This window comes from Agathobacter sp., assembly GCF_977054825.1.
The window spans coordinates 18,156-30,084 of record NZ_CDRTEH010000019.1 but is presented as its reverse complement, the minus strand read 5'-3'; the positions used below and the strand labels follow the sequence as shown (position 1 = coordinate 30,084).

12 protein-coding genes are annotated in these 11,929 nt (G+C 43.4%); all 12 read left to right on the top strand.

What is annotated here, in order from left to right; genetic code table 11:
- Nucleotides 1-3 precede the first annotated feature (3 nt).
- The 12 genes from ACW6PM_RS11795 to ACW6PM_RS11740 all read left to right on the top strand — a co-directional run bounded on the left by ACW6PM_RS11795 (nt 4) and on the right by ACW6PM_RS11740 (nt 11,849).
- Nucleotides 4-666 (top strand): DUF3877 family protein, encoded by a 663-nt coding sequence (locus ACW6PM_RS11795; RefSeq protein ID WP_456057283.1) that lies wholly within the window; start codon nt 4-6, stop codon nt 664-666.
- Between the two features lie 169 nt (nt 667-835).
- Nucleotides 836-1,468, top strand: a complete 633-nt coding sequence (locus ACW6PM_RS11790; RefSeq protein WP_456057282.1) for a TetR/AcrR family transcriptional regulator — start codon at nt 836-838, stop codon at nt 1,466-1,468.
- 138 nt (nt 1,469-1,606) lie between these two features.
- Nucleotides 1,607-2,164 carry an HdeD family acid-resistance protein gene (locus tag ACW6PM_RS11785; RefSeq protein ID WP_456057281.1) on the top strand — a complete coding sequence of 186 codons (558 nt, stop codon included), beginning with the start codon at nt 1,607-1,609 and terminating at the stop codon, nt 2,162-2,164.
- Nucleotides 2,152-3,522: a radical SAM protein gene (locus tag ACW6PM_RS11780; protein WP_308668833.1), complete on the top strand. Its 1,371-nt coding sequence runs from the start codon at nt 2,152-2,154 to the stop codon at nt 3,520-3,522. The genes ACW6PM_RS11785 and ACW6PM_RS11780 overlap by 13 nt, the downstream gene beginning before the upstream one ends.
- Complete coding sequence (locus tag ACW6PM_RS11775) at nt 3,522-4,307, top strand: TatD family hydrolase (protein WP_456057280.1); 786 nt, start codon at nt 3,522-3,524, stop codon at nt 4,305-4,307. Before ACW6PM_RS11780 ends, ACW6PM_RS11775 begins: the two co-directional genes overlap by 1 nt.
- A 426-nt stretch (nt 4,308-4,733) precedes the next feature.
- A complete protein-coding gene (rsmA, locus tag ACW6PM_RS11770) occupies nt 4,734-5,600 on the top strand; it encodes a 16S rRNA (adenine(1518)-N(6)/adenine(1519)-N(6))-dimethyltransferase RsmA (protein ID WP_308651081.1) in 867 nt (288 codons plus the stop codon).
- Nucleotides 5,601-5,673: 73 nt separating this feature from the next.
- Nucleotides 5,674-6,348 (top strand): M23 family metallopeptidase, encoded by a 675-nt coding sequence (locus ACW6PM_RS11765; protein ID WP_308668830.1) that lies wholly within the window; start codon nt 5,674-5,676, stop codon nt 6,346-6,348.
- Between the two features lie 10 nt (nt 6,349-6,358).
- A complete protein-coding gene (locus tag ACW6PM_RS11760; protein ID WP_456057279.1) occupies nt 6,359-8,014 on the top strand; it encodes a diguanylate cyclase domain-containing protein in 1,656 nt (551 codons plus the stop codon).
- 42 nt (nt 8,015-8,056) lie between these two features.
- Complete coding sequence (locus ACW6PM_RS11755; RefSeq protein ID WP_456057278.1) at nt 8,057-8,356, top strand: GIY-YIG nuclease family protein; 300 nt, start codon at nt 8,057-8,059, stop codon at nt 8,354-8,356.
- A gap of 248 nt (nt 8,357-8,604) precedes the next feature.
- Nucleotides 8,605-9,993, top strand: coding sequence for an ABC transporter substrate-binding protein (locus tag ACW6PM_RS11750; RefSeq protein ID WP_418688968.1), 1,389 nt, complete (start codon nt 8,605-8,607; stop codon nt 9,991-9,993).
- 87 nt (nt 9,994-10,080) lie between these two features.
- Complete coding sequence (locus ACW6PM_RS11745) at nt 10,081-10,938, top strand: carbohydrate ABC transporter permease (RefSeq protein WP_055060906.1); 858 nt, start codon at nt 10,081-10,083, stop codon at nt 10,936-10,938.
- Nucleotides 10,938-11,849 (top strand): carbohydrate ABC transporter permease, encoded by a 912-nt coding sequence (locus ACW6PM_RS11740; protein ID WP_456057277.1) that lies wholly within the window; start codon nt 10,938-10,940, stop codon nt 11,847-11,849. Before ACW6PM_RS11745 ends, ACW6PM_RS11740 begins: the two co-directional genes overlap by 1 nt.
- Nucleotides 11,850-11,929 lie beyond the last annotated feature (80 nt).

The window sequence follows — 11,929 nt, the reverse complement described above, 5'->3', positions numbered from 1 at the left end:
TGTATGACGAAAACAAGTGATTTTGACGACAAAGTGAATTATAGTGGTGATTTTAAAGGCAGCTATAGCGATAATAACAGCGGCGATTATAGTGCCACCGGTTACTCTCGTCTGGCGAAGAGCCTTATTGATATTGTAAAGGAGCAGCAGTCGAAGCTTGGCTACAGGAAGGAAATAGTCAGACTGTATTATCCTCTTTCCACGCTCAGACATTTCTTTGAGTGTGCAGGAGCTGACAATAAAATTGCAGCCGGTGTGATTTCAGAGCAGCAGATGCTTGAAATTCTTGATCCAAACAACCTGCCAAAGCAGCTTACGGATAGTATAGGCGAGATAAAGGTTACTGCAAAAAATGAGCGCTTCTGCATAGAGATACCACCTGAGGGCAGTGAGTATGTGCATGAAAACACTGCCGACAATGAATTTATCAGCGAGCTGATAGCGCTTGTCGGCACGCATGGCTGTACCATGGAGCAGATAACAGAGCTGTTTTACAAATACTCGGACGACATCGAGAAAAAGGAAATGCAAAACGGTGAGTTTGACTGCTATATCCGCTTCTTAAATGACTCGGATGACACATATTACTACTGCTTCCATGATGAGGGCTGCCATATCATTTACCATAGATTTCTGCCACAGGATTATGCGGACTTTGGATTTTAACGGTTATGTTTAGATACAGGTCTGATGCTGCGGTGTCGGGTTATTCCACATAGAGTAAATATTATTTGATGCTACAGGACGACAAAGTTTGACAAAAATATAACAATCGTAATATAATGGCGGTTGAGAGTATGGTTTATGTATAATACGCACAGCAGGAGATATACACATGGCAACATTTACCAGAAAAGCCATAATGCAGACTTTTTTACATATACTGAAAAACAAACCGCTTGACAGGATTACAGTCAAGGATATATGCGAGCAGTGTGAGATAAACAGAAACACATTCTACTATTATTTCAAAGACATATATGATGTGCTTGAGACAATATTTGAAGACGAGGTAAGGCTCGTGATGGATGAGGCAAAGGAGGGCGTGACATTTCATGATGCATATGCCAGAGCCGCTGCCCTTATTCTTAATAACAGCGAGGCGATAAGGCACATTTATGCATCGGAAAACGGCAGGGTATTAAGGACATATCTGGATGCCGTGGTCACACAGGTGGTGCGCCGCTTTGTGCTGGAAAAGGCAGAGGGCTACAGTCTGGATGATAGTGACATTGCATTTATCACGGCATTTTACAGCAACGGAATCGTTGGCAGCACAATAAAGTGGATTGAGAAAGGCAGTATGATGAGCAGCCTGCCTGAGACCAACATTACGGAAAAGTGTTTTGGACTGTCAGATGAAAAAAGCGGATGCGTAAACAAAAGAGAGTACAACAAAGATATTGTTAAGAGAATCGGTGACTCCTTCGAGGCCACAATTTATGATATGATTGAGTGCTGCCTGTAGGCAGGCGTATATTGCATGACAAAATAATTCGAACAGATTTGACAGAGTGTCTGAATTTCAGACACTCTTATTTTTTTGTCCGTTTTAAAACCGGTTGTGGTGGATTAGAATAGCAGACAAAAAGGAGGGAGATACTTTATGCATACATTGGTACGTGTGAAAAATGCATACACTGTCATGACAATATGCCTGATTGTATTGGGGGCAGCTTTGTTATTTGCGCCACAGCTTGGACTTAAGACTCTGTGCGTGGTGTATGGAGTGTTTCTCATAGTATACGGAGTGACAAAGCTGTCCGGATATTTTGCAAAGGATTTATTTCAGCTTGCGTTTCAGTTTGACCTTGCGCTGGGTATAGTTTCAATAGTGCTTGGAATCATAATTATAGAGAAATCTGAGTATATTATAGAGATATTGTCCACAGCGATAGGCATTTTTATGCTGGTGGACGGAGCCTTAAAGATACAGACCGCAGTGGAAGCAAAGCACTTTGGCATCGAGAGATGGTGGCTCATACTCGTGATGTCGTTTGTAGTGGCATTTGTGGGCATACTGCTTCTGGTGACACCATTCGAGACCGCAGGCATGATAGTCAGACTAATAGGACTGAATTTGAGTCTTGACGGAATACTAAATTTATTTGTCGTCAGAAATACCGTTGAAACAATAAGGAGGAATACAAAGTGGGAAATTTAGGACATCAGGCAGCGAGACTTGCTGCATCAAAAATATGTGACAACATTGTAAAAGGACTTTGCAAGGACCCGGAGACAGAGGTTGTAAAGCTCATCGACATGTGGCAGAAATTCATGGGCGATGAGAAGATTGATTTAAACTATGACAGTGCACGTAAGATGATCTGCGATAAGGACAGTACACTCAACAAATACATGCACCGTCTTATCAATGAGATAGATCCTCATGTGTTAAAGACAATCGCACTCAATCTGGGCTTTGAGGCTTTTGTTTACGGCACAAAAACCATCCGCAAAAATCGTGAAAAGTATGGCTGCAATGTGCCATGGCTCATCCTTATGGATCCGACAAGCGCCTGCAATCTGCACTGTACAGGCTGCTGGGCAGCAGAGTACGGCCACAAGCTGAACCTTACCTTTGATGAGATGGATAAGGTCGTAACACAGGGCAAGGAGCTTGGTGTATATCTGTATATGTTCACAGGCGGTGAGCCTCTCGTCAGAAAAGCAGACCTTGTTAAGCTCTGTGAGAAGCACAATGACTGTGCATTTCTGGCATTCACAAACGGCACACTTGTGGATGAGGCCTTCTGTGCAGACTTAAAGCGTATCGGAAATTTGTACCTGGCAATAAGTCTTGAGGGCTTTTCAGAGGTAAACGACCTAAGACGAGGCACCGGTGTATTTGCAAAGGTTATGCATGCGATGGATTTGCTTAAGGAAAACGGACTTGTGTTTGGTACATCAATATGTTACACTTCAAAGAACTATGAGACAGTTACCAGCGATGAGTTTATCGATATGATTGTGGAAAAGGGCTGCCGCTATGCGCTTTATTTCCATTATATGCCTGTCGGAAACGATGCATCACTGGAGCTTTTACCGAATCCGAAGCAGAGACTTTACATCAAGGACCGCGTCCGTGAAATCAGAAACATGACAACTGGCAAGGGAATTTTCACAATGGATTTCCAGAACGACGGCGAGTTTGTCGGAGGCTGTATCGCAGGCGGAAGAAACTACTTCCATATCAATGCCAACGGTGATGCTGAGCCATGTGTATTCATACACTATTCAGGAGCCAACATCCGTACACACAGCATGCTTGAGATTTTAAAGCAGCCGCTTTTCATGGCATACCATGATAACCAGCCGTTTAATGAGAATCACTACAGACCTTGTCCGATGCTCGAAAATCCTGAGATTTTACAGAGGCTCGTAAAGGAAACCGGCGCAAAATCAACAGATTTGCAGTCGCCTGAGAGCGCAGAGCATCTGTGCAACAAGTGCAAGGAATATGCGCAGGCATGGAAGCCTTGTGCCGATAAGCTTTGGGCGGAGGAAGGACACAGTAATTAATGATATTTGAAACACATGCCCATTATGATGATGAAAGATTTAAGGACGACCGTGATGAAACAATAAAACGCGTCCATGAAAAAGGAGTTGCCCCGATAATAAATGTCGGGGCTTCTATTGGTTCTACCATGACTACAATGGAGCTTGCAAAGAAATATGACTTTATATATGCGGCGGTTGGAGTGCATCCAAGCGATATAGCTGATTTAAACGAGGAAACCTTTGCTTGGCTTAAGGAACAGACTGCCTGGGAAAAAACTGTTGCAGTCGGGGAAATCGGACTGGACTATTACTGGGATAAGGAGTCAAAGGTGCAGGAAAACCAGCGCTACTGGTTTAAGCGCCAGCTTGAGCTTGCTGCAGAAGCAGCTCTGCCGGTTATCATACATTCGCGCGATGCAGCGCAGGATACCATGGAAATCATGACAGCTGCAGCAAAAAAGGATATCCGTGGTGTGATACACTGCTATTCATATTCACCTGAGATGGCTCGAGAGTATGTAAAGCTGGGCTATTATATCGGAGTGGGAGGTGTCGTAACCTTCAAGAATGCAAAGAAGCTGGTCCAGACAGTTTCAGAGCTTCCGCTTGAGAGAATCCTACTTGAGACAGACTGCCCATATATGGCACCGGAGCCACATCGAGGCACGAGGAATGATTCGTCAAACATTCCATATGTGATAAAAAAAATAGCAGAAATCAAGGGAACTACGCCGGATGAGGTAGAGCGCGTAACGCGCGCAAACGCATTTGAACTCTTTAAACGTGTCAATTTCCGGGATTGAGCCACAGCGTGAGGGACGAAAGCCGCGAACCGCCGCCCGGTTATAGGGACACGTATACTCCCGCTAGAGCGAATAGCGAAGCTGTTTAGATACTGTAGGATTATGCTTAAATACGCAGAAATGCCCAGCCATGGACGGCTGGGCAAGGCGTTATGCGCCATGGACGGTGCATAAAAGCCGGTTTCGTCAAGCATAGAAAATCTTTAGACATAATCCGTACAGAATCTTAACTGCGAAGCGTAGCTCACGCGGGAGTGTACGTGCCCCATGGCAGGGCAGCGGTTTCCGGCTTTCATCCCGGGCTTTTGGCAAAAGAGCGAAAATTCACAAATACAATTGAAATAAGGGCATTTTATGTGATATTATAAAATATATTGACAGCAGTTGGACTGTCGCATCAGACAAATAACACAAGGAGCGCATACCATGGCATATTTGGGAAATCCTAAGAACACGATCGAGGTTCTGCAGAAATACAATTTCAATTTTCAAAAGAAATTCGGACAGAACTTCCTTATTGATACAGGCATTCTGGAGGAAATCATAGACTCGGCCGGCATCACAAAGGACGATATGATACTTGAGATAGGCCCGGGAATAGGCACGATGACACAGTATCTGTGCGAGTCGGCACGCCAGGTAATCGCAGTTGAGATAGACAACAATCTGATACCCATACTGAAGGACACATTAAGCGGATATGATAATGTAAAGGTCATAAACGATGATATACTGAAGGTAGACATAAACGCTCTGGCAGAAGAATATAATAATGGTAAGCCGATAAAGGTTGTTGCAAACCTGCCATATTACATCACTACACCTATCATTATGGGGCTGTTCGAGAGTCATGTGCCGATAGACAGCATTACAATCATGGTGCAGAAGGAGGTCGCAGACCGTATGCAGGCAGGCCCGGGCAAGAAGGATTACGGAGCCCTGTCACTTGCGGTGCAGTATTATTCGCACCCTGAGATAGTGGTCAATGTACCGCCAAGCTGTTTCATGCCACAGCCAAAGGTAGGAAGCTCGGTTATATCGCTCAAGCGATACGAAAAGCCGGTGGTTGACGTAGCTGATGAAAAGCTCATGTTCAAAATCATCAGGGCATCTTTCAACCAGCGCAGGAAAACTCTTGCCAACGGACTCAACAATTTCGGTGGTATGGGACTGACCAAGGAGCAGATACAGCAGAGCATCGAGGCTCTCGGAGTTCCTGTAAATGTGCGTGGTGAGGCTCTAAGCCTTTCACAGTTTGCACAATTATCAAATATAATTGGTGCCGCAAAATAGAAAAGCATGAATAAATCCGTGTGAGAGGGACATACTATCATCAGAACAATTCAGATGATGGAGGTAATGTCCTATGAAAAAACAACAAATTGCAGCAGCGGCATGTCTCGTGGCCGGAGCCATAGGATTTGCAGCGGTATATTCAACACAGAATCACGGAAAAGAGGAGCTGCCCACAGAAATTTCACAGACTTCGTCTATAGTAGAGCCTACAGAGAAGAAGACACCACAGAAACAGACACAAAAAGAAGACACGGAGACTAAGACAGGGCAGGACGAAAACGTAAATCAGAGCAATAATCAGCAGCCTGCGGAAAAACAGCTGCATTTTGTCCCTGAAAATGTGACCTGCTGGCCTGTTAAGGGAGATGTACTATTGCCGTTTTCCATGGACAAGACGGTGTATTTCCCGACACTCGACCAGTATCAGTATAATCGAGGCATGGTAATACGTGCAAACGAGGGTGATGCGGTATGTTCGGTTACAGAGGGCAGGATAATAGACATATATGACAGCGCAGAGACAGGCTGCACAGTAGTGCAGGATTTAGGAGACGGCTATACGGCTACTTACGGACAGCTTGCAAATCTAACCTGCAGTGAGGGCGATGTGCTTGAGGCAGGAGAAACACTTGGAGCAGTTGGAAAGGTGACCAGATACTATACTGTAGAGGGCACCAATGTGTATTTTGCTATGGAACAGGATGGAAAACCGGTCAATCCGATGGATTATTTCGGAGATAAATAGAGGTGAAATAGTGGAGTTTAATGAATACAATGAGAGTGTGAAAAACTGGACAAAGGGCATTCTTGACAACTACAGAAAGGATGCCGAGATGACCATCAGATATTGTCATGAGCTGATAGAGTACGGAGAAAAGACCTCAGATTCAAAGCTTTTAGGCTTCGGCTACTATCATCTTGCCATGACACTTTATTGCCTGAATGACTACGATAACATCTTTGATATCGTGGTCAGGGCGATAGAGCATCTGGAGAAGGCACAGAGCTGGAGCATGCTGGCGCGCGCATGCAATATACTTGGTATCATCACCTCAAGCAGAGGCAATCAGCCGGTAGCGTATGATTATTATCTGGATGGGCTGATGTACTGCAAGAAGTATGGGCTTTTAGAGGAGCAGGGTATCATAAATGTCAACTGCGGAGCCTTGAATATCGAGGTGGGCAGATATGAGGAGGCCATGGAATACTTTAAAAAAGCCATGGAATACATAGCATCCGCACCCAAAGAGCCTTCATATCACACCAGGATGATATCTCTTTATGAGAACATGATAAACTGCAAGGTACTGGAGAATGACTTTACCGGAATAGATGAGATGCTCGAGATTGTGGATAGGGAGCATCTGCCTTATGCGGATGCAATAGACAGGCTTGGAATGCTCATCAGTAAAACCTTTTACATGCATAAAAGCGGTCAGACAGAAAAACGTGACGAGTGTATCAGGCGCATTGACAGTGTAATCACGCAGGATATGCTTTTTATGGATCTGATAGAGGATTTCTTTGTATACCTTGAGGTGCTTTTTGAGAGTGAAAAGAGTGATGAGTTCTGGCATCTGATGGATCTTATGGAGCCGATGATAAGCAATCTTAAGGTTACAAGCATGCAGATGAGACTTTTAGGCCTTAAAATCAGATTTTACAGAACACACCACATGAGTGCAGAGTATCTGCAGGCTGCGGGACTGTACTATGAGCTTTCAGAGCGAAAGGAGCTCGAGTCCAGGGCTATGATTAAAGAGGTCATAGAGCTTAGGGCGAATTTCGAGAAGGTAAATCGTGCCAAGAAAAGAATGGAGAAGGAGAATAAGCGTCTTGCGGCGCAGTCTGAGACAGATCCGCTTACAGGCATGGCAAACAGGCGAAAGCTCAATATACAGGCGGATGAGCTGTTTATGCATGCTCTTAAATGCGGGCACAGCTTTGCTCTGGAGATAATGGATGTGGATTATTTCAAGGAGTACAATGATAATTACGGGCATCAGGAGGGCGACAAATGCCTGATTGCCATTGCAGACTGTATCAGCGAGGTTGCAGAAGCACATGGAGGCTTTTGTGCCAGATATGGCGGGGATGAGTTTGTAGTCATGTACGAGAATATCTCAAAGGAAGAGGCTAAGGAGTACGTGGAGGAGCTTCGCTGCAAGGTTATGGAGCTGGCTGTGCCACACCGGTATTCAAAGATGCTGCCCATTGTCACAATCACACAGGGTATGTATTGTGATGTACCTAAGGAAGAAAACAGAGTGTGGGATTTCTTACATGTGGCAGATGAGATACTGTACAGCGTAAAGACAGACAGTCGTGGCAGCTGCAGGGTAGTCGACAGAGCAGAGTTTACGCTTATGTCGGGCTCGGGTCATGGCGCGACTATTGAGAAACAGGCCTGATACCACATGGTCGTGCTATAAGCTGCAGCATTGATTACTGAGATGGATAAAACAGACATGGATGAAAACTATACATATATCGTAAGGTGTGCTGACGGCACACTTTACACCGGCTGGACAAATGACCTGAAAAAGCGAATAAAAGCGCATAACTCCGGGAAAGGTGCCAAATATACAAAGACACGCAGACCTGTGGAGCTGGTCTATTTCGAGCACTTTGCCACGAAAGAGGAGGCAATGAGCAGGGAGTATCATATAAAACAGCTCAAGCGCGCACAAAAGCAGGCTCTGATAGATGAAATGAATAAAAATAACAAAAGTATTTTTACACAAAACGGATAGCCGAAAATAACTAAAATGACCAAACGCCAGTGTGAGAATACTTATTTTTTTGCAATTCTTTGTGAAAAAATGCCAAAAAATACCTGGTGTTTTTATTAATATATACAGAAAAGACAAAATCCTCTTGCGAAACTACATGAAACTGTCTATAATAATTCTTGTGAAAACGTTACCGCAAACATTACCGAAAACAACCAATAATGTTTGCAAAGACAATTTTAATATTAAATCTTTTAGGAGGGTTTAAAATGAAAAAGAAATTAGTAACAGTATTACTCGCTTCTTCAATGGTAGCAACAATGCTTGCCGGATGTGGATCAGGAAGCGGAGACGGAACAGAGAAAGGCTCATCTGCAAAGGGCGGCGATGGCTCAGTTTACATGTTAAACTTCAAGCCGGAGACAGATCAGGCATGGCAGGATCTTGCAGAGAAGTACACAGATGAGACAGGCGTACAGGTTACAGTAGTAACAGCAGCTGATGGACAGTACAAGACAACACTTAAGTCTGAGCTTGCTAAGAAGGATGCTCCAACAATCTTCAATATCGGAAGCACAGCAGACTGCGCAGAGTATGACAAATACATATATGACTTAAAGGACAGCGAGATTTACAAGCACCTTACAGATAAGTCACTTGCACTTGAGTACAATGGCAAGGTTGCATCAGTAGCTAACTGCTATGAGTGCTACGGAATCATCTACAACAAGGCAATTCTTGAGAAATACTGCAGCAACTACTCAGGAGCAGTTATCAAGTCAGTAGATGATATCAAGGATCTTGATACATTAGAGAAGGTTGCAACTGATATCAACGAGCATGTAGATGATATCAACAAAGCTTGTGACTTACATCTTACAGAGGCATTTGCTTCAGCAGGACTTGACAGCGGATCTAACTGGAGATTCACAGGACATCTCGCAGGTCTCGCACTCTACTATGAGTTCAAGGATGCAGGATGTGACCTCACAGCAGGACAGAAGGAAGTTACAGGTAAGTACATGGACAACTTCAAGAGAGTTTGGGATATGTACACAAATACATCAGCAGCAGACAAGGCTACACTTGATTCAGGAAGCTTAAATGCTGAGTCAGAGCTTGGTATGGAAGAGGCTGTATTCTACCAGAATGGTGACTGGGAGTACGCTAACTTCGCAGATGACAACGAGAACGGATACACAGTTAAGCAGTCAGACCTTTCAATGATGCCTATCTACTTCGGTGTAGATGACGAGAACGAGGGACTTGCAGTTGGTACAGAGAACCACTGGACAGTAAACGCTAAGGCAGATCAGAAGGATATTGATGCAACACTTGAATTCCTCAACTGGGTAATCACAAGTGATGACGGACGTGACGCAATCGTTAATAAAATGGGTCTTTCAGCTCCATTCGATACATTCACAGGTGACTATGAGTCAAAGAACGCTTTTGCTAATGTAGCATCAGAGCTTGTAAAGAACGGCAAGACATCAGTAGCATGGTCATTCAACGCAACACCTTCAGTAGATGACTGGAGAGCTGATTTCCTCGCTCCACTCACAGAGTACACAGAGCGTAATGGTTCATGGGATGACGTTGCAAAGGCATTCTCAGAGAAATGGGCTTATTACTGGGATCTTCAGAACGAGCAGTAAAATTCTCTAAAAGTTAGTAAAAAGTAGTAAAAGTGGGGTGAGTGGCAGTCACTCACCCCATATTTTTTTAAGAAAGGTATATTTGTTATGGAAAAGTCGATTAGAAAAAAATTTTGGATCTTCGCTTTACCGACAATGGCAGCATTTACAATAGGATTTATTGTACCATTCGTATATGGTATCTTCCTTTCATTTTGTAAATTCTCCACAGTTACAGACTGGAAATGGGTGGGATTTAAAAATTACACAAGGATTTTTGTTGTAAACGGCACTGTGGATACAACCTTTATTCATTCAATCTGGTACACAGCACTATTTACAGTAGTTTCGGTACTGATTATCAATATCGTATCATTTGCAATAGCAATGGCGCTTACAAAAGGAATCAGAGGAACAAATCTTTTCCGTACAGTATTCTTCCTTCCAAACCTGATCGGTGGAATCGTACTTTCATATGTATGGCTGATGATTTTTAACTCTATCCTGCAGAACTATTCAAAGACAATCGTAAGCTCAGAGTGGTCAGCATTCTGGGGACTTATCGCAGTAGTATGCTGGCAGCAGATTGGATATATGATGATTATCTACATCGCAGGTATTCAGAATATACCGGGTGAGCTTATTGAGGCAGCAAAGATTGATGGAGCCAACAGATGGCAGCTCTTAAAGAGCGTTATTCTTCCAATGCTTATGCCTACAATCACAATCTGTACATTCCTGACACTTACAAACGGCTTCAAGCTGTTCGACCAGAACTTAGCTCTTACAGGCGGTAATCCGGGAAAGATGTCAGAGCTGCTTGCCTTAAATATCTACAACACCATGTATGGAACAACAGGATGGCAGGGCGTAGGTCAGGCAAAGGCTGTTATATTCTTTATACTTGTTGCAATTATCGCACTTGCACAGAATAAGATCACTACAAGCAAGGAGGTACAGGACTAATGGCAAAACAGAAAAAAGCGCAGGAAGTCAGTGCCGTAAGACAGGCCAAGCACGGCTGGATAATCACATTATTATTCGCTGTTTTATCAATACTTTGGATTTCACCAATCTTTATGGTGTTACTCAATTCATTTAAGAGAAAAGCCTACATATTCAAGCATCCGTTTGGAATCAGCACAGTATCTATCACTGAGGGTTTTGAAGCCTTTAAGGATGGTATGTCAAGGCTTTTCTGTGGCACATTAAACTACAAGAATGGTCTTAGAATGACACATTTCTGGGACTGCTTTGGAAATTCACTTTTCATCACAGTCGGCTCAGTAATACTTATTGTACTCTGCTGCTCAATGTGTGCATGGTACATAGTTCGTGTAAAGACTAAGGGAACAAAGCTTATGTATACACTTTGCCTTTTCTCTATGATTGTACCATTCCAGATGGTAATGTTCACATTATCAAAATTTGCAAATATGCTTCATTTATCAAACCCGGTCGGTATCATCATAGTATATCTGGGCTTTGGAGCAGGACTTGCGGTGTTTATGTTTACAGGCTTTGTAAAGAGCATTTCATTAGAGATTGAAGAGGCTGCCATGATTGATGGCTGTACACCATTACAGATGTATTTCAGGGTTGTATTTCCAATACTTCGTCCTACAGCAGTAACAGTAGCAATACTTGAGGCCATGTGGGTATGGAATGACTACCTTCTTCCATCACTGGTTTTAAACATCAACCAGTACAAGACAATACCAATTGCTATCCAGTACTTAAAGCAGAGCCACGGTATGATTGACTGGGGTGCAATGATGGCCATGCTCGTACTTGCAATTCTGCCAATTGTTATCTTCTATATTGTATGTCAGAAGTACATTATAGAGGGTGTGCTCGCAGGAGCTGTAAAGGGTTAATATAGCTTACAAGAGGATATAGTTTATGTTATTTAAGCCCCACACTTATTAAGAAAACATGTGGGGCTTAAGCTAAATTA

Bases quoted from the DNA above. Each gene is read 5' to 3' on its own strand.
- ACW6PM_RS11795 (WP_456057283.1), top strand. From the start codon at position 4: ATGACGAAAACAAGTGATTTTGACGACAAAGTGAATTATAGTGGTGAT.
- ACW6PM_RS11790 (WP_456057282.1), top strand. From the start codon at position 836: ATGGCAACATTTACCAGAAAAGCCATAATGCAGACTTTTTTACATATA.
- ACW6PM_RS11785 (WP_456057281.1), top strand. From the start codon at position 1,607: ATGCATACATTGGTACGTGTGAAAAATGCATACACTGTCATGACAATA.
- ACW6PM_RS11775 (WP_456057280.1), top strand. From the start codon at position 3,522: ATGATATTTGAAACACATGCCCATTATGATGATGAAAGATTTAAGGAC.
- rsmA (WP_308651081.1), top strand. From the start codon at position 4,734: ATGGCATATTTGGGAAATCCTAAGAACACGATCGAGGTTCTGCAGAAA.
- ACW6PM_RS11765 (WP_308668830.1), top strand. From the start codon at position 5,674: ATGAAAAAACAACAAATTGCAGCAGCGGCATGTCTCGTGGCCGGAGCC.
- ACW6PM_RS11755 (WP_456057278.1), top strand. From the start codon at position 8,057: ATGGATAAAACAGACATGGATGAAAACTATACATATATCGTAAGGTGT.
- ACW6PM_RS11750 (WP_418688968.1), top strand. From the start codon at position 8,605: ATGAAAAAGAAATTAGTAACAGTATTACTCGCTTCTTCAATGGTAGCA.
- ACW6PM_RS11745 (WP_055060906.1), top strand. From the start codon at position 10,081: ATGGAAAAGTCGATTAGAAAAAAATTTTGGATCTTCGCTTTACCGACA.
- ACW6PM_RS11740 (WP_456057277.1), top strand. From the start codon at position 10,938: ATGGCAAAACAGAAAAAAGCGCAGGAAGTCAGTGCCGTAAGACAGGCC.